This is a genomic window from Variovorax sp. J22P240 (assembly GCF_030316855.1).
In the GTDB taxonomy this organism is placed as follows: domain Bacteria; phylum Pseudomonadota; class Gammaproteobacteria; order Burkholderiales; family Burkholderiaceae_C; genus Variovorax.
The window spans coordinates 1-16594 of record NZ_JASZYR010000003.1; the positions used below are offsets into that span (position 1 = coordinate 1).

Below are 16594 nucleotides of genomic sequence, written 5' to 3' on the forward strand. Positions count from 1 at the left end.
CGCGATGGTCAGCAGGCCCAGCACGAGGTTGAGCATGTGCTGGCCCTTGAACTGCACCGGAGCGCCCTGGAACAGGCGGAACTTGTACTTGCCCGAGAGCTTGCCGAAGGCGATCACCGAGCCGCTGAAGGTGATCGCGCCGATGGCCGCCCCCAGGAACAGTTCGAGCCGGTTGCCCGCGGGAATGGCGTAGCGCAGGAAGCCGTCGATGACGGCCGCGCCTTCGGGCGTGTTGACGCCCACGGCGGCGGCCACCGGCGGCGGCGTGATGCCGAAGGCCCAGGGCTCGACCACGGCGGCCACGGCGATGAAGACCGCGGCCAGACCGATCATGCTGTGGAAGAACGCGACCAGTTCGGGCATCTGCGTCATCTCGACGGTCTTGGCGCGATAGGCGCCATAGCCGCCGCCGACCACCAGGCCCAGCAGCACCCAGGCCATGCCCATGGCCTTGCCGCCGGAGAGCTGCACGATCAGCGCCGCGGTGGTCAGGATGGCGATGGCCATGCCGACCATGCCGAAGAGGTTGCCCCGGATCGAGGTGGTCGGATGGGAGAGACCTTTGAGGGCCTGGATGAAGCAGACGGATGCGATGAGGTACAGCAGCGTGACGACATTCATGCTCATGCTGCATTCCCCTTGTCCGCAGCACCGGCCGCAGGCGCCTTCTTGTCCTTCTTTCTGAACATCTCCAGCATCCGCCGGGTGACCAGGAAGCCGCCGAAGACGTTCACTGCCGCGAGCGCCACGGCCAGCACGCCCATGGTCTTGCCCAGGCCCGACTCCGTGAGCGCCGCCGCCAGCATGGCGCCGACGATCACGATCGCCGAGATGGCGTTGGTGACCGCCATCAGCGGCGTGTGCAACGCCGGCGTGACGGTCCACACCACGTGGTAGCCGACGTAGATGGCCAGCACGAAGATGATGAGGTTGATGACGGTGTGTGAAACGGGATCCATGCTGCTTCTCCTCGCGGTTCGCTTATTTCTTGGTGACCTGGCCGTCTTGCGCCATGCGGCAGGCCGCCACGATGTCGTCTTCGAGGTCGATCTTCAGCGCGCCTTCCTTGGTCACGATGAGCTTCAGGAAGTCGAGCACGTTGCGCGCATAGAGCGAGGAGGCGTCCGCCGCGACCAGCGCCGGCAGATTGGTCTCGCCGACGATGGTCACACCGTGCTTCACGACCGTCTTGTCGGCCTCGGACAGCGGGCAGTTGCCTCCGACGCCCTCCGGGCCCTTGCCCGCGGCGATGTCGACGATCACCGAACCCGGCTTCATCGACTTGACCATCTCCTCGGTGATCAGGGTGGGCGCGGCGCGGCCCGGGATCAGCGCGGTGCTGATCACGATGTCGGCCAGCGCCACGCGCTTGGCGACCTCGACCTGCTGGCGCGCCAGCCAGCTCGGCGGCATCGGCTTGGCATAGCCGCCGACGCCAACGGCGGCTTCCTTTTCTTCCTCGGTGTCGTAGGACACTTCGATGAACTTGCCGCCCAGCGATTCGATCTGTTCCTTGACGCTCGGGCGCACGTCCGACGCCTCGATGACCGCGCCCAGCCGCTTGGCCGTGGCGATGGCCTGCAATCCCGCCACGCCGACGCCGAGGATCACGACACGTGCCGCTTTCACGGTGCCGGCAGCCGTCATCAGCATCGGGAAGAAGCGCTGGTACTTGTCGGCCGCGACCATCACGGCCTTGTAGCCGGCGATGTTGGCCTGCGAGGACAGCACGTCCATGCTCTGCGCGCGCGTGGTGCGCGGGGCCGCCTCGAGTGCGAAGGCGGTGAGGCCGGCCGTCGCGAGACGCTGCAAGCCAGCCGCATCGAAGGGATTGAGCATGCCGATGACGACGGTGCCCGGTTTCATGAGCGCGATTTCGTTGTCAAAGGGCGTGCGCACCTTGAGCACGAGGTCGGCGCCGAAGGCCCCGGCCTGGTCGGTGATCTCGGCACCGGCGGCCTCGTAGGCGGCATCGGTGACGCTGGCGGCAACGCCCGCGCCCGCCTGAACGCGGATGACATGACCCTGAGCCACGAGCTTTTTCGCAGTCTCCGGAGTGACGGCGACTCGGGATTCGCCTAGCGCAGTTTCGGCCGGCACGCCTATCAGCATGAACTTCTCCTCAGACAGCGTTGAAATTTCGCGCCGAGCTTACATGAAGACGTTCCCCTCAAGTTGTCCCTGGAGTGCACCTTCGAGCAGGTTGCCTGTGCGTCACCGCAACGCCTGCCGCTACCAAATTCTCAGCAGTATTGGGGTATGCACTCATTGATTGCGTGAACAAGTTGCGATGCCAAAACGGGCATGGATAGGTACACTCCCGGCACGTGACCGATCAAAGACTTCGGCACGCAATAACGAGATACAGGGAATGGAATGCGAATAGCAGCGCTTGACGATGAGGCGGTCCAGCTCGACTTGATCCGCCACACGATGGAGGGCATGGGTCACGAATGCCATGGCTTCAGCGATGGGAAGACGTTGCTGCGCGATCTCCGCCAGCAGACCTACGACCTGCTGATCCTCGACTGGACTCTCCCCGATGTACAGGGTCCCCGCGTGGTGCGATGGATCCGCGAGGATCTCAGCAGCCGGATCCCCATTCTTTTCGTGACCAACCGGCGCGAAGAGAAGGACATGGTCGAGGGGCTGGCGGCCGGCGCTGATGACTTCATGGTCAAGCCGATCCGCGTGGCCGAACTGCAGGCCCGCGTTCACGCATTGCTGCGCCGCTCCTATCCCGCCCAGCATGACGCCGACCTGATCTTCGGCGCCTACCACTTCGTCCCCGCGACCCGCAGCCTGCGGGTCCACGGAACGCTGGCCGAACTGAGCCACCGCGAATACGAGCTGGCCCTGTTCCTCTTCCAGAACCTCGGCCGACTGCTGTCGCGCGAACATTTGCGCGAAGCGGTATGGGGCGTGGGGGCTGAGTCGCCTTCGCGCTCGCTCGACACGCACGTCTCCCGCCTTCGGGTAAAGCTGGATCTGATGCCATCCAACGGGTTTCTGCTGTCGGCGGTCTACGGACTCGGCTACCGGCTGGAGTCCATCGACGCCAACCTGCTCAGCTCGCTCTACAACTCGACGAGCCAGCCGGAATGAGCTCCGGCAGTCCGCGGCGCACTGCGGACACAGCCCCCTCGGACCGCTGGCGCTGGGCGCAACGACGCGGCCCGTGGCTGCTCCTTGCGGTGGCGCTGGTATTGCTGGTCAGTGGCCTCAGCCTGACCCAGCCGATGCCGAGGGCTGACCGGCTGCTGCAGGACAGCGCGCGCGCCGCACTGGCGGCGCCGCCGTCGAACGACATCGTGATCGTGGCCATCGACGAAAAAAGCCTCGACGCGATCGGCCGCTGGCCGTGGCGCCGCGCGCAGCACGCCGAGTTGCTGCGCGCCATTTCCGCCCAGTCGCCGAAATGCATCGGCTTCGACGTACTGTCGGCCGAGCGCGACGCGAGCCATGCGGGCGACGACGCGGTGCTCGCCGACGCCATGCGCGACAGCGGCTGCGTCGTGCTCCCAACCGCCCTGCAAATCCTCGGGCAGCGCTCCCAGCAAGAGTTGCGGCCCTTGCCCGTACTGGCCGAGGCGGCCGCCGGCATCGGGCACGTCCACCTGTCGGTCGACCGGGATGGCCTTGCACGCAGCGCCTATGCCCGCGAAGGCTTTGCGGAAAGCATGCGACCGCACTTCGTGATCGCGCTACGCGACGCCGCGGCCGGAGCGGGCGCTAGCGCCCCCTCGGCACCGCTGCCCGACGCCGAGCCCGCTGCGCCGGCCTCCGACGGAGCGCAGCGCACCTGGTTGCGCCGCGACCTCGAGGCGATCATGTTCACGCGCGGACCCGCGCGCTTCAGGACCGTCTCCTATGTCGATGTGCTTCGCGGCAACGTCGATCCCGACGCGTTCCGCAACCGCTACGTGCTCGTTGGCACGACGGCTCCGGGACTCGGCGACGCCCATGCCAATTCGGCCCCGAACCAGCCCGGCCTCATGCCAGGGGTGGAGATCTTCGCCAACATGCTCCAGGCATTGCTCGCCGGGCAGCACGTGAAATTCGCCGCGCCCTGGCAGAACCTGCTCTTCAATCTCGGGCCACTGCTCGCGGCGCTTTTCGGCGTGCTGTGGCTGAGGCCGCTGGGCGTGACGGCGCTGATCGGCGCCATGCTGGCACTTCAACTCGGCATGCTGGGGCAGCCCTCGGTCAACGTGCTGTTCGCTCCCGCAGCCGGCGTCGCCGGTCTGCTGGCGCTGTACCCGCTCTGGAGCCATATGCGGCTCTCCGCGGCCATCCGCTATCTGCGCCGCGGTACCGATGAGCTGCTGCGCGATGTCGGCCGCCGGCCGACTTCCGCACAGCGTTACGTCGTCGGCGATTTTCTCGACCGCCAGATGGACGCCACCCGAGCCGCCGCGACACGTATGCGCGACGTGCACCGCTTCGTACGCGACGGCATCGACCATCTGCCCGACCCAACCCTGACCCTTAGCACCGAGGGCCGGGTGGTGCTGGCCAACGTCGCGGCGCAACGCTACTGGCAACACGACGCCAGCGAAATACACGGCCAGGATGCCCATGGGCTCCTGGCTGACATCCGCTCGCGCAACAACGGCGCGCGCATGATGCCGAAAGGCGCGCTGCTTGGCGAACTTCGAGCCATCGCGGGCGAGGGCGAAGACTCCATGGGGCGCGCCGTGCTCCTGCGCTGTGTTCCCTTCTTTGACGCAGGTGACGAACACGCTGGGTGGATGGTCTCCCTGGTAGACATCACGAAAATGCGCCGTGCGCAGAGCCAGCGCGACGAGGCGCTCCGCTTCATCTCCCACGATGCGCGCGAGCCCAGCGCGACGATCCTCACCATCATCGAACTCGCACGCGAGCGGCCTGAGACCTTCGCCGACGGATCGCTGCTCGAGCGCATCGAACGTCAGGCGCGCACAGGGCTCGAGTTGGCCGACGGATTCGTGAACCTCGCGCGCGCCGAGGCGGAGCCATTTCGCGCCGAACTGCTCGACCTGGTCGCATTGCTGCAGCAGACCATCGACGACAGCTGGGCACGCGCGCGCCGGCGCCAGGTGCGCATCGTCCTGGTCAAGGCGCTCGACGAAGCGCAGTGCATTGCCGACCGCAACCTGTTGATGCGTGCCCTGGCCAATGTGCTGAGCAACGCGCTCAAGTATTCCCCTTCGGGTGCCGACCTCGAATGCAGCGTGCAGGAAGACGAGCGAAATTGGCGGGTGGCGTTCCGGGACCACGGGCCCGGCATTCCGGTCGAGTTGCAGTCGCAGCTTTTCCAGCCCTTTCACCGCCTGAATCACGAGGCGCATCCCGAAGTCCACGGTGTCGGACTCGGGCTGCTGCTGGTGCGAACGGTCGTCCAGCGTCACGGTGGCTCGGTCGAAATCGACAGCGCGCAGGGTGCCGGCTGTATCGTCACGCTGGTGCTTCCAAAGCCGACGTCCGTCGAGCGCGAGGCACTGGGATCCCACGAGGAATCATGAATATGGCAGAGCGCTGGAAGCCCAACGTCACGGTGGCCGCAGTGATCGAGCAGGACGGGCGCTTCCTGCTCGTCGAGGAAGAAACCCCCGAGGGGCTCCTCCTCAACACACCGGCAGGCCATCTCGACCCCGGCGAATCCCCCGCCGAAGGGTGCGCCCGCGAAACACTGGAAGAAACAGCCCACCGCTTCACGCCCACCGCCCTCATCGGCATCTACATGGCGCGGACGCGGCGCGAAGAAGACATCACCTACCTCCGCTTCGCCTTCACCGGCACGCTGGGCGCACAGGAGCCAGGACGCCTCCTCGACCACGGCATCGTGCGCACACTGTGGATGACCGCAGACGAGATCCGCGCCAGCACCGCGCGCCACCGCAGCCCCCTGCTCCTGCAGTGCGTCGAAGACTATCTGGCAGGCAAACGCCACCCCCTCGACCTGATCCACGTAGACGACTCGGTATAGGAGCCGCCGTCCAAGAAACACCGCGGAACCGGCTCCGCCGGTCCGCTGGTGTTGCCCCCGGCAGGGGGTTAGCGAAGCGACACGGAGTGCGCGAAGCTTGGGGGCGAGCCTATGACCCCGCCCCCGAGGCACACCTCGCCGTCGTACAACACGGCCGACTGCCCCGGCGTCACCGCCCACTGAGGCTCCGCGAACTCCAGCCGGAAAGCGCCATTGGCGCCTTCACGCAGTTCGCACTTGGCATCGGCCTGGCGATAGCGCGACTTCGCGCCATAGGCGCCGGCCACCGGCGCGTCGCCCGCGACCCAACTGGCATCGTCGGCTTCCAGCGTCGGCGACAGCAGCCACGGGTGGTCATGCCCCTGCACCACCCAGAGCGTGTTGTTCGCGACATCCTTGCGCGCTACGAACCATGGCGAATGGTCGCCTGCACCCCGTTGCGCGCCCTTGGCCTTGATGCCGCCAATGCCGAGTCCCTGGCGCTGCCCGAGCGTGTAGAAACTCAGGCCCTGGTGCTCGCCGATCTGGCGGCCGCGCTCGTCGCGAATCGGGCCCGGCTCCTTCGAGATGTAGCGATTGAGGAACTCGCGGAACGGCCGCTCGCCGATGAAGCAGATGCCGGTCGAGTCTTTCTTCTTCGCGTTGGGCAGGCCGATCTCGTCGGCGATGCGGCGCACCTCGGTCTTGTGCAGCTCGCCGACCGGAAACAGGGTCTTCGACAACTGCCGCTGGTTCAAGCGGTGCAGGAAATAACTCTGGTCCTTGGCCGGGTCGAGGCCCTTGAGCAGTTCATGCCGGCCGGTGACGCCGTTGCGGCGGACACGGGCGTAGTGGCCGGTAGCGATCTTCTCCGCGCCGAGCCGCATCGCGTGGTCGAGGAAGGCCTTGAACTTGATCTCTGCGTTGCACAGCACGTCGGGATTGGGCGTGCGCCCGGCCTGGTATTCGCGCAGGAACTCGGCGAACACGCGGTCCTTGTAGTCGGCCGCGAAGTTGACGTGCTCGATCTCGATGCCCAGCACGTCGGCCACGCTGGCCGCGTCGATGAAGTCGATGTTCGACGAGCAGTACTCGCTGTCGTCGTCGTCTTCCCAGTTCTTCATGAAGATGCCGACCACCTCGTGGCCTTGCTGTTTCAGCAGGTGCGCCGTGACCGCGGAGTCGACTCCGCCGCTCAGGCCCACCACGATGCGCTGCTTTTCCATAGGGTCGGGATTGTCCCAGCACCGGCAAGCCGGTGCCCGCATCCGGGAAATCACCGAGAGGCGGACCCGCCCGCACCGCCGGCCGGCTCCCACAATGGACTGCCCAACCGGAGACAAATATGGTTTCTTCTCCCTCCAGCGCCACGCCCTGGACGAAGTCCTATCCGAGCGGCATGCGCTGGGATGCCGAACTCCCCACCCGGCCGGTGCAGCAGATGCTCGACGAGGCCGTGGCGCAATGGCCCGACCGGCCGGCCATCGAGTTCATGGGCCAGGTCATCACCTACCGCGAATTCGGCGACGCCGTCGAGCATGCGGCTGCAGGCCTGAAGGCGCTGGGCGTCCAGCCCGGAGTGCACGTCGGCCTCTTCCTGCCCAACACGCCGCACTACCCGATCGCATTCTTCGCGGTGCTGAAGGCCGGCGGGACGGTGGTGAACTACTCGCCGCTGGATGCCGAGCGGGTGCTGGCCCACAAGATCGAGGACAGCCGAACGGACATCCTCGTCACCCTCGACCTCGCCACGCTCTACCCGCAGATGGCGCGGCTGCTCGGCAACTCGCGCCTGAAGAAGTTGGTCGTGGGCAGCCTCACGGACTATGGCGCGGCCCGGGATGCGGTGCGTGCACACCTGCAGGCCGCGGGCCAGCTCGCCGCCGTTTCGACGGACGATCGGCACATGTCCTTCACCCAACTCCTCGCGAACGACGGCCGCTACCAGCAGCATGACGTCAGCTCCGTCGACGACGAGATCGTGGTGCTGCAATACACCGGCGGCACCACCGGACTGCCGAAGGGCGCGATGCTCACGCACGCCAACCTGTCGTCGGCCTGCGCGCAGTACCTCGAATCGACTGGCGGCGATCCGCCGATCCTCGACCCGGGCAGGGAGCGGGTGCTGGTCGTGCTGCCGCTGTTCCATATCTATTCGCTGAGCGTGAACATGATGCTGGGCATCCGGCTGGGCGCTCACCTGGTGCTCCACACGCGCTTCGATCTCGATGCCGTGATGAACGACCTCGCGGCCAAGAAGATCACGGTGTTCCCCGGCGTGCCGACGATGTTCACCGCCATCATCAACCACCCGAAGGCCAGCGAGACCGACCTGCGCTCGCTGAAGTTCTGCGGCTCGGGCGGCGCGCCATTGCCGGTCGAAGTGGAGAACCGCTTCTTCTCGCTCACCGGCTGCCACCTCAACGAAGGCTGGGGCATGACGGAGACGTCGCCGACCGGCACCTTCACGCCCGCGCGCGGCATCCGCAAGGCCGGCTCCTGCGGCATGCCGCTGCCGGGCATCCGCCTCAAGCTCCTGAGCCTGGACGACCCGTCGAAGGAAGCCGCCATCGGCGAGCCGGGCGAGCTGTGCATCCGGGGCCCCAACGTGATGAAGGGCTACTGGAACAACGAGGCCGCCACGGCGGCTTCGATGACACCCGACGGCTACTTCAAGAGCGGCGACGTCGCGAAGATGGATGCCGACGGCTTCTTCTACATCGTCGACCGCACCAAGGACATGCTGCTGTGCGGCGGCTACAACGTCTACCCGCGCGTGCTGGAGGAGGCGATGTACGAACACCCGAGCATTGCCGAGGTGTGCGTGATCGGCATCCCCGACGAATACCGCGGCCAGTCACCCAAGGCCTTCATCAAGTTGAAGGAAGGCGCGCCGGCCTTCACGCTCGACGAGTTCAAGCTGTTCCTGAAGGACCGTCTGGGCAAGCACGAGATGGTGGGCGCGATCGAGATCCGCGACGAGCTGCCCAAGACCGCCGTGGGCAAGCTGTCGAAGAAGGAATTGGTCGATGAGGAAGAGCGCAGGCGGAGCGAGGCGGCTTCCGCAAGGAGCACGTCATGATTCATCTCAGCGGCATGGACGCATCGTTCCTGCACCTCGAAACCCCCGAGTCACCGATGCACGTCGGCAGCCTGCAGCTGCTCGACCTCCCCGCGGACTACGAAGGCGACTTCGCAGAGGACGCCAAGAAGTACCTGAGCGGCCGCCTGCACCTCGCATCGGTGTTCGTGCGCAAGCTGGCGATGATGCCATTCGACCTCGCCAACCCCGTCTGGGTGGACGATGACGACCTGGATCTCGAGCACCACATCCATCACGTGATCATGCCGAGGCCGGGCACGATGGCGCAGCTCGAACGCCTGGTTGGTCGGCTGCATTCGTCGCTGCTCGACCGCAGCCGACCCTTGTGGGAGATCCACATCATCGAGGGCCTGCAGACGGGCCAGGTGGCGCTCTACAGCAAGATGCACCATGCGGCCATCGACGGCCAGGCCGGCGTCGCCGTGGCGAAGGCACTGTTCGACATCTCGGAGACGCCATCGGTGGTCAAGGCGCCACGCGCCACGCGCCGGCGTGATTCATCCCAACTCGGCATGGCCGAGCTGGCCAGCGCGGCGCTCAGCAACACGGTGCAGCAGTACGTCAAGCTCATCCAGTCGATTCCGACCACCGCGAAGGCCATCTCCAGCGTGCTGATGCCGGTGTCCGAGGCCACCGGCAAGCGGACCTTCGAGTTGCCCAAAGGGGTGAAGACCGCGCCGAAGACGCCGCTCAATGTGTCGATCACCAACCAGCGTTCGTTCGCAGGCCGGTCCGTGCCGCTGGCCGAGATCAAGCAGATGGCGAAGGCCGCCAACGTCAGCCTCAACGACGTCGTGCTGGCGATTTGCGCTGGCGCGCTCAAGCGCTATCTGGCGGACTACGGCTGCAGGCCCGACAAGCCGCTGATGGCGGCGGTGCCGGTGTCGCTGCGCAGCGAGGGCAACACCGACCTCAACAATCAGGTGTCGACGATGCTGGTGAGCCTGGCCACCGATATCTCGGACCCGCTCGAAAGGCTCGCGGCCATCCACGAATCGTCTAGCGAAGGCAAGAAGCTCACAGGCAACGTCAAGGCAGCCATACCGATGGACTTTCCATCGCTGGGCATGCCCACGATCGTGTCGGGGCTTGCATCACTCTATGGGCGCTCGGGCCTGGCCGACAAGCTGCCGCCGATCGCCAACGTGGCGATCTCGAACGTGCCGGGGCCTTCCTTCCCGCTCTACTTCGCGGGGGCCAGGCTGGCGACCTACTTCCCGGTGTCGATCCCTGGGCACGGGCTGGCGCTCAACATGACGGTGCAGAGCTACAACGGCTCGCTCGAATTCGGCCTCACGGCCTGCCGGCGCGCCGTGCCGGACGTGGCGGACCTTGCCGACTACGTCGTGGCGGAACACAAGAAGCTGTTATCGCTGACCCTTCGACACCACAGCGGCGCGCAGCCAGAGGTCGAGGAGCAAAAGACAGCGCCGCCAGTTGCAACAGCCCCCTTGAAGCCGCCAGCGAAGCGCAAGCCCGCGGCTAAGAAGCGGGTTGCACCTGCGAAGACAGCTCCGCCAAGATCTCGTAAGACCGCAAGCGGGCTTGGTGGTCGAACACCTGCGAGGTGATCATCAGTTCGTCCGCACCGGTCCGCTCCACGAATTCCCGGACCTTGGCCTGCACCGTGTCGCGCGAGCCGACGGCCGAACAGGACAGCACCGAGTCCAGCAACGCGTTTTCGGCAGGGCCCACGCGCTCGCGATAGCCTTCGACCGGCGGCGGCAGGCGTCCGGGCCGTCCACTGCGCAGGTTCACGAAGGCCTGCTGCCAGGAGGTCGCACGGAACGCGGCCTCTTCATCCGTCTCGGCGGCGAACACATTGAAGCCGAGCATCACGTAGGGCTTGGCCAGCTGCGCCGAGGGCTTGAAGGTCTCTCGGTAGATCCGGATCGCCTGCATCAACTGCTGCGGCGCGAAGTGCGAGGCAAAGGCATAGGGCAGGCCCAGGTGGGCTGCGAGCTGCGCCCCGAAGGTGCTCGAACCGAGAACCCAAACGGGCACCTCGAGTCCCATGCCCGGCACGGCGCGCACCGGCTGCCGGGGCTCCTTCGACATGAAGTCCATCAGCTCGATGACGTCCTGCGGAAACCGGTCGGCATCGGACTGCAGGTCGCGCCTGAGCGCCTGCGCGGTGCGCTGGTCGGAGCCCGGGGCGCGGCCGAGGCCGAGGTCGATGCGGCCCGGATAGAGCGACTCCAACGTGCCGAACTGTTCGGCGATGACCAGGGGCGAGTGATTGGGCAGCATCACGCCGCCAGCACCGATGCGGATGGTCGACGTGCCGGCACCAATGTAGGCCAGCAGCACGGCCGTGGCCGCGCTCGCGATGCCGGGCATGCCGTGGTGCTCGGCCAGCCAGTAGCGGCGATAGCCCAGCTTCTCGCCATGCTGCGCCAGGCTGAGCGAATTGCGGAAGGATTGCGCGGCGTCGCCGCCTTCAGTGATGGGGGAAAGATCGAGGATCGAAAACGGAGTCATGGCGCTATCTTGGCTCGGATCGCGTCGCTTCAAGCCGCGAAGGGCTATTCGCCCGGCTGCGGGTAGTCTTGGCACATGGCACTGCGTTCTTTCAGGCTCCTGGCGGCTCTCTTCATGCTTGCGTTGGTCGGTTGTGGCTCACTTCCCGGCGACGTCCATCGACCGGTCTCGTACAGCCTGCTGCCCTCACCCGACGAGAGCCCTATCGCGCGGCTTGCGGCGGACCAGTTGCCGGCCGGGGCCCAGTCCGGGTTCAGGCTGCTGCCGCTGGGCTCGTACGCGCTCGACGCACGGCTGGCGCTGATCCGTCACGCCTCGCGCACGCTCGACCTGCAGTACTACATCTGGGACAACGACGAATCGGGCCGCGCGGTCTTCGGCGCCTTGAAGGACGCAGCCGAGCGCGGTGTCCGCGTGCGGCTGCTGCTGGACGACCTGAACACCACGAGCGTCGATAAGCTGCTGCAGGCCCTCTCCAGCGTACCGAACATGGAGATCCGCCTGTTCAACCCCTTCTGTTGTGCGCGCGCGAGCCTGGCGGGACGCATCGCGACGTCGCTGGGCGAACTTCCCCGGCTCGACCGTCGCATGCACAACAAGCTGTTGATCGCTGACGGCGCGCTTGCGATGATCGGCGGCCGCAACATTTCGGACGAATACTTTGCGCGAAACCCGGTCGCCAACTTCATCGACCTCGACGCCATCGCGGCGGGGCGCGTGGTGCCGCAACTGGCCATGCACTTCGATCGCTACTGGAACAGCGACGAGTCCTTTCCCGTGTCGTACTTTTCGAGTTCGCGCGACCCCGGAGTCAATTCCGGCTTGCTGCAGAAGCTGTTGCCGCCGAGCACGGGTCGTATGGAGCTCGAGCTTCCCGAGAAGGATCTCCTCGAGTTGGAACCCGTCAGCAAGGAACTCCAGGCCAACCAACTGACCCTGGTGGCCGGCCTCGCTTACGCCGTGGCCGATCGCCCTTCCAAGCGCTTCCTGCCCCCCGAGGAACTGGAGTCCAGCAGCCTGATGACTGGCGCATTGAGCCAGATGCTCGGTGCCCGCACGGAGCTGGTGGTGACGTCACCCTATCTCGTCCCGGGCAAGCCCGGCATGAGCGTGCTGCAGAGCCTGCAGCAGAAGGGCGTGCGCATGACACTCGTCACCAATTCGCTACCCGCCACCGATTCGGCCTTCGTCTATTTCGGCTATGCGCGCTACCGACCCCGCATTGCGAACGCAGGCGTCGAGATCTACGAGGTCAGCGCGAGCACGCCGCATGGCAACAAGGCCGTGTTCGGCGGCGGCTCCTCGCGCGGCCGCCTGCATGCGAAGCTGGCGGTCATCGACGAGGAAGTCGTGCTGCTGGGATCGCTCAACCTCGACCCGCGCTCCGCGCGCAGGAACACGGAACTGGGCGTTGCCGTCGACAGCCCCGAACTGGCGAAGCAGGCGCTGCGCATCGTCGAGGCCATGAAGGCGGAGGCCTATCGCGTGCGGCCGGAGCCCGAAGGCGGTTCGCTGGCGTGGGTTCCGCCCAACGAGGAAGACGATCAGGCGTTCAATGAAGAGCCGGGCGTGTCCGCATTGAACGCACTGCAAAGGCTCCTGCTGAATCCGCTCGTGCCCGAAGACCTTCTGTGAGACATGCGCGGTTGCAGAGTCAGGCCAGGGCCTTGGCCTTCAGCTTCGCGAACTCGTCCTGACTGATCGTTCCGGCATCCAGCAGGGCCTTGGCGTCGGTAATCTGTTCGGCGGGCGACTTGCCGGCCACCTGACGGATGTACGCATCGGTGTCGGACTTGGCTCGCTGCATGCTGGCGCGCTGCCGCTCGGCCATGCCCCTGCCGCGCGCGACGATATAGACGATGGCGGTCAGCCCCGGAAGAAAGATCAACCCGACGAGCCACAGCACCTTGGATCCGCCGCCCAGATCCGGATCTCGAAACATGTCGACAACGATCTGAAAGAGGACAAAGAGGTATGCCACCATCACGAAGGTCGACAGCATCAGCAGAATCAGATCCCAGAAATTGCTCATTTCACATCCTCTCGTAGTTGTCTTGATTGAACCTACACAGTGAGCGCGCCGGTCGCGAGCGCGTACAGCGCGACGATCGCCGCGATGGCGAATACGGCGAAGACGATCGTCTCGGGAAAGGTGAAGAGTTGCTTTTTCTGCTCGCGCCGGGCCAGAAAATAGAGGAAGGTTCCGGGCGCGTAGAGCACCGCCGACAACAGCAGGTACTTCGCCCCGCCTGCGTACAGCATGCCTGCGGCATAGACGACGGCGATCGCGCCGCGCACCCGATCGACCGAGCGACTTCGCTCATCGGGCGCGTAGGTCTCGCCGGTCCATGCGAGCTTGAAGCCGTACGCCGCGACAAGCAGATATGGAATGAGCGTCATCGAGCTGGTCATCTTCAGCGCCAGCGTGAAGGCGTACTCGGCAAACCAGGTGACGAGCAGGAAGACCTGGATGACTATGTTCGTCAGCCACAGCGCGGCTGCGGGGGTTCCGTTCTTGTTTTCGCCGGCGAGAAAGCTCGGCATCGTCTTGTTCTTGGCCGCCGAGTGCAGGACCTCCGCAGCCAGCAGAGACCAGGAAAGGTAGTTGCCGAGGATCGAGATGAGCAGCCCGATACTGATGAACACCAGGCCCCAGGGTCCGACGATGGACGCCATCACGCCGGCCATCGCCGGGGTGGGGAGCGCCGCGAGATCGGGACGCAGCAGCACGCCGTAGGAGAGCATGGTGACCATGATCAGCAGGCACAGCACACCCAGGAAGCCGAGCACGGTGGCAATGCCCACGTCCTCCCGCTTCTTCGCATAGCGCGAGTAGACGCTGGCCCCTTCGATGCCGACGAACACGAACACCGTGACCAGCATCGTGTTGCGGACCTGGCCGGCGAGGCTCGACAGGGTCTGCTCTTCGCCGCCCCAGAAGTTCATCGCGAAGATGTCCGCCTTGAATCCGGCGATGGCGAAGAAGATGAAGACAGCGATCGGCACGATCTTCGCGACGGTGGCGATGGTGTTCAGCGCAGCCGCCTCCTTCACGCCGCGCAGGATCAGGACGTGCACCGCCCACAGCAGGACCGATGCGGACACGATCGCCACAGCGGTCGTCCCGTCGCCGAAGACCGGGAAGAACTGGCCCAGCGTCGCCTTGATCAGCACGAGGCAGGCGACATCGGCGAGGCAGCAGCCGATCCAGTAGCCCACCGCCGACGCAAAGCCGAGATAGTTGCCGAAACCTTCCTTGGCGTAGGCATAGATGCCCGTGTCGAGATCGGGCCGTCGCCGGGACAGGGTCTGGAACACGAACGCCAGCATCAGCATGCCGGTGCCGGCAATGGCCCAGGCGATCAACGCACCCAGGCCGCCGGTCGAACGCCCGAAGGCCGACGGCACGGCAAAGATGCCTGAACCGATCATCGAGCCGACGACAAGGGCCGTGAGTGCGCCGCGCGAGAGTTGCTGGTCCTGGGGGGTGGTCATGCCGGGTCAGTGGCTTTTGCATCTGTCGCCATAAGGGTCTCCTGTGTCGATGTCCCTTGGACAGGCGCGACTTAGCATCATTGGCGTTCGTCTCTTTGTCAAGCCAGCAACCGAGCGAACCAACGCACGGCCGGCGCAGTTGTCGTTGCTGGATTTTTTGCCTGGCTGCGCAGATGATCGAGTCCCTCGCACCTTGCAAAGGACCTCCCATGGAATCAATCAAGGGTTGCTGCGCGACGGCGCATGCCCAGAACAACGGTCGGCGCGCATGGTTGAAGGCAGGAATGAGTGCAGGCGCCGTCGCACTCGTCGCAGGCACGGGATCCAACGCCCATGCTGCCTCCTGGACCCAGGCCGAGCGGGATGCGCTGACGCCCGACAGAGTGATCGAGATGATGAAGAGGGGGAACGGACGCTTTCGTTCCGGCAAGATGCATGCGCAGGACTTTCTTGCACAGAAGCGAGCCAGTGCCCCGGGCCAGTTTCCTGCAGCGGTCATCCTCAGTTGCATCGACTCTCGCTCACCCGCCGAGATTATTTTCGACATGGGGATCGGGGACACCTTCAACGCGCGCATCGCAGGCAACATCGCCAACAACGACCTGATCGGCAGCCTGGAGTTCGCATGCGCGGCTGCGGGCGCGAAGGTGGTCCTGGTGATGGGACACACCGCCTGCGGCGCGATCAAGGGCGCCATCGACAACGTGCAACTGGGCAACCTGACGGGGCTGCTGGAGACCATCAAGCCAGCGGTCGCGGCAACTTCCTACACGGGCGACCGGTCCAGCAAGAACGATGCGTTCGTCGATGCGGTGGCGCGTACCAACGTGCAGCAGACCATCGACACGATACGCCGCGTCAGCCCCATCCTGGTGGACCTGGAGAAAAAGGGCCGGATCAAGATCGTCGGGTCGATGTACGACCTGCGCAACGGCGCGGTGACCTTTCTGGGCTAGCGATGTTCATCGCGATGCCCGAAAGGGCAAATGTTGCTGCACCTTCGGGCAATCGCCATGCATGCATCCGGTGCCATGATTTTCGAACCTGATGAAAGAGATCGACCCATGACAACGACGACGCAACTTCTTTCCCGCTTCGCGGCCTTCGCACTGGCCCTCTTGCTTGCAGCCTGTGCTTCACCGGGTTCGCAGTCGGGTTCGATGGCTGTGCGGCAAGGCGTGATCGAGCAGATCACTCCGACACAGATCCGAAGCTCGCATCACACGGGCGTCGGGGCGGTCCTCGGCGGCCTCACGGGCGTCGGCCTCGGCAGCCTGATCGGCGGAGGCACTGGGCGCGATGTAGCCATGGTCGTCGGCGCCATCGGCGGCACGATGGCCGGGGCCGAGGTCGCAAGAAGGTATGACCAGCCCGTGGCCGGCCAGGAGATCTTCGTCCGCACGACCAGCGGCGTTCTGGTCGAAGTGACGCAGCCAGCCACGCCGGGCCTTCGCGTGGGGCAGCGCGTCTACATCGAAGGTCAGGGCGACGCCGCTCGCGTCATCCCGCAGGCGCAATGACTTGATCGCGCGCCGGAGCGCATCGGGCACATCAAGACCGCCATGAAG

General features: G+C 65.6%; 15 protein-coding genes. 8 read left to right on the plus strand and 7 right to left on the minus strand.

What is annotated here, in order from left to right:
• From QTI24_RS09945 to QTI24_RS09955, 3 genes are all read right to left on the minus strand, one after another.
• Window positions 1-627 (minus strand): NAD(P)(+) transhydrogenase (Re/Si-specific) subunit beta (locus tag QTI24_RS09945; RefSeq protein ID WP_286600090.1); only part of this gene is annotated, 627 nt, incomplete at its 3' end.
• Window positions 624-959 (minus strand): NAD(P) transhydrogenase subunit alpha part 2, encoded by a 336-nt coding sequence (locus QTI24_RS09950; protein ID WP_286600092.1) that lies wholly within the window; start codon window positions 957-959, stop codon window positions 624-626. The genes QTI24_RS09945 and QTI24_RS09950, both read right to left, overlap by 4 nt.
• A 22-nt stretch (window positions 960-981) precedes the next feature.
• On the minus strand, window positions 982-2112 hold the full coding sequence (locus tag QTI24_RS09955) for a Re/Si-specific NAD(P)(+) transhydrogenase subunit alpha (RefSeq protein ID WP_286600093.1): 1131 nt from the start codon (window positions 2110-2112) through the stop codon (window positions 982-984).
• A 264-nt stretch (window positions 2113-2376) separates the two neighbouring features.
• On the opposite strand from QTI24_RS09955, the gene QTI24_RS09960 reads away from it, so the two are divergent.
• From QTI24_RS09960 to QTI24_RS09970, 3 genes are read left to right on the plus strand one after another with little or no spacing between them, the layout of a single operon-like run.
• Entirely contained in the window at window positions 2377-3105 is a 729-nt protein-coding gene (locus QTI24_RS09960) for a response regulator transcription factor (RefSeq protein ID WP_286600094.1), read from the plus strand.
• Window positions 3102-5504, plus strand: a complete 2403-nt coding sequence (locus QTI24_RS09965) for a CHASE2 domain-containing protein (protein WP_286600096.1) — start codon at window positions 3102-3104, stop codon at window positions 5502-5504. The genes QTI24_RS09960 and QTI24_RS09965 overlap by 4 nt, the downstream gene beginning before the upstream one ends.
• Window positions 5505-5506: 2 nt before the next feature.
• The gene (locus tag QTI24_RS09970; protein WP_286600098.1) at window positions 5507-5968 is read left to right on the plus strand and encodes an NUDIX hydrolase; all 462 of its coding nucleotides are present in this window, start codon (window positions 5507-5509) and stop codon (window positions 5966-5968) included.
• A gap of 68 nt (window positions 5969-6036) precedes the next feature.
• Here QTI24_RS09970 and mnmA read toward each other — a convergent pair whose 3' ends face one another.
• Complete coding sequence (gene mnmA / locus QTI24_RS09975) at window positions 6037-7173, minus strand: tRNA 2-thiouridine(34) synthase MnmA (protein ID WP_286600100.1); 1137 nt, start codon at window positions 7171-7173, stop codon at window positions 6037-6039.
• A 119-nt stretch (window positions 7174-7292) separates the two neighbouring features.
• Between mnmA and QTI24_RS09980 the strand changes: the two genes are divergently transcribed.
• Both QTI24_RS09980 and QTI24_RS09985 read left to right on the plus strand, forming a co-directional pair.
• Window positions 7293-9029: a long-chain-fatty-acid--CoA ligase gene (locus tag QTI24_RS09980; RefSeq protein ID WP_286600101.1), complete on the plus strand. Its 1737-nt coding sequence runs from the start codon at window positions 7293-7295 to the stop codon at window positions 9027-9029.
• On the plus strand, window positions 9026-10621 hold the full coding sequence (locus QTI24_RS09985; RefSeq protein ID WP_286600102.1) for a WS/DGAT/MGAT family O-acyltransferase: 1596 nt from the start codon (window positions 9026-9028) through the stop codon (window positions 10619-10621). The genes QTI24_RS09980 and QTI24_RS09985 overlap by 4 nt, the downstream gene beginning before the upstream one ends.
• On the opposite strand, the gene QTI24_RS09990 is transcribed toward QTI24_RS09985, so the two are convergent.
• Complete coding sequence (locus tag QTI24_RS09990) at window positions 10533-11531, minus strand: LLM class flavin-dependent oxidoreductase (RefSeq protein WP_286600103.1); 999 nt, start codon at window positions 11529-11531, stop codon at window positions 10533-10535. The genes QTI24_RS09985 and QTI24_RS09990 overlap by 89 nt on opposite strands.
• A gap of 75 nt (window positions 11532-11606) precedes the next feature.
• Between QTI24_RS09990 and QTI24_RS09995 the strand changes: the two genes are divergently transcribed.
• Window positions 11607-13166, plus strand: coding sequence for a phospholipase D-like domain-containing protein (locus tag QTI24_RS09995; protein WP_286600105.1), 1560 nt, complete (start codon window positions 11607-11609; stop codon window positions 13164-13166).
• A gap of 19 nt (window positions 13167-13185) precedes the next feature.
• Here QTI24_RS09995 and QTI24_RS10000 read toward each other — a convergent pair whose 3' ends face one another.
• On the minus strand, window positions 13186-13563 hold the full coding sequence (locus tag QTI24_RS10000; RefSeq protein WP_286600107.1) for an SHOCT domain-containing protein: 378 nt from the start codon (window positions 13561-13563) through the stop codon (window positions 13186-13188).
• A 32-nt stretch (window positions 13564-13595) separates the two neighbouring features.
• On the minus strand, window positions 13596-15026 hold the full coding sequence (locus QTI24_RS10005) for a basic amino acid/polyamine antiporter (RefSeq protein ID WP_286600109.1): 1431 nt from the start codon (window positions 15024-15026) through the stop codon (window positions 13596-13598).
• 209 nt (window positions 15027-15235) lie between these two features.
• On the opposite strand from QTI24_RS10005, the gene QTI24_RS10010 reads away from it, so the two are divergent.
• Entirely contained in the window at window positions 15236-15982 is a 747-nt protein-coding gene (locus QTI24_RS10010) for a carbonic anhydrase family protein (protein ID WP_286600110.1), read from the plus strand.
• A 108-nt stretch (window positions 15983-16090) separates the two neighbouring features.
• On the plus strand, window positions 16091-16546 hold the full coding sequence (locus QTI24_RS10015) for an outer membrane lipoprotein (protein ID WP_286600111.1): 456 nt from the start codon (window positions 16091-16093) through the stop codon (window positions 16544-16546).
• The last annotated feature ends 48 nt before the right edge of the window (window positions 16547-16594 follow it).

Bases quoted from the DNA above. Each gene is read 5' to 3' on its own strand.
- QTI24_RS09960 (WP_286600094.1), top strand. From the start codon at position 2,377: ATGCGAATAGCAGCGCTTGACGATGAGGCGGTCCAGCTCGACTTGATC.
- QTI24_RS09980 (WP_286600101.1), top strand. From the start codon at position 7,293: ATGGTTTCTTCTCCCTCCAGCGCCACGCCCTGGACGAAGTCCTATCCG.
- QTI24_RS09970 (WP_286600098.1), top strand. From the start codon at position 5,507: ATGGCAGAGCGCTGGAAGCCCAACGTCACGGTGGCCGCAGTGATCGAG.
- QTI24_RS10005 (WP_286600109.1), bottom strand. From the start codon at position 15,026: ATGACCACCCCCCAGGACCAGCAACTCTCGCGCGGCGCACTCACGGCC.
- QTI24_RS09950 (WP_286600092.1), bottom strand. From the start codon at position 959: ATGGATCCCGTTTCACACACCGTCATCAACCTCATCATCTTCGTGCTG.
- QTI24_RS10010 (WP_286600110.1), top strand. From the start codon at position 15,236: ATGGAATCAATCAAGGGTTGCTGCGCGACGGCGCATGCCCAGAACAAC.
- QTI24_RS09985 (WP_286600102.1), top strand. From the start codon at position 9,026: ATGATTCATCTCAGCGGCATGGACGCATCGTTCCTGCACCTCGAAACC.
- QTI24_RS09955 (WP_286600093.1), bottom strand. From the start codon at position 2,112: ATGCTGATAGGCGTGCCGGCCGAAACTGCGCTAGGCGAATCCCGAGTC.
- mnmA (WP_286600100.1), bottom strand. From the start codon at position 7,173: ATGGAAAAGCAGCGCATCGTGGTGGGCCTGAGCGGCGGAGTCGACTCC.
- QTI24_RS09965 (WP_286600096.1), top strand. From the start codon at position 3,102: ATGAGCTCCGGCAGTCCGCGGCGCACTGCGGACACAGCCCCCTCGGAC.
- QTI24_RS10015 (WP_286600111.1), top strand. From the start codon at position 16,091: ATGACAACGACGACGCAACTTCTTTCCCGCTTCGCGGCCTTCGCACTG.
- QTI24_RS09995 (WP_286600105.1), top strand. From the start codon at position 11,607: ATGGCACTGCGTTCTTTCAGGCTCCTGGCGGCTCTCTTCATGCTTGCG.
- QTI24_RS10000 (WP_286600107.1), bottom strand. From the start codon at position 13,563: ATGAGCAATTTCTGGGATCTGATTCTGCTGATGCTGTCGACCTTCGTG.
- QTI24_RS09990 (WP_286600103.1), bottom strand. From the start codon at position 11,531: ATGACTCCGTTTTCGATCCTCGATCTTTCCCCCATCACTGAAGGCGGC.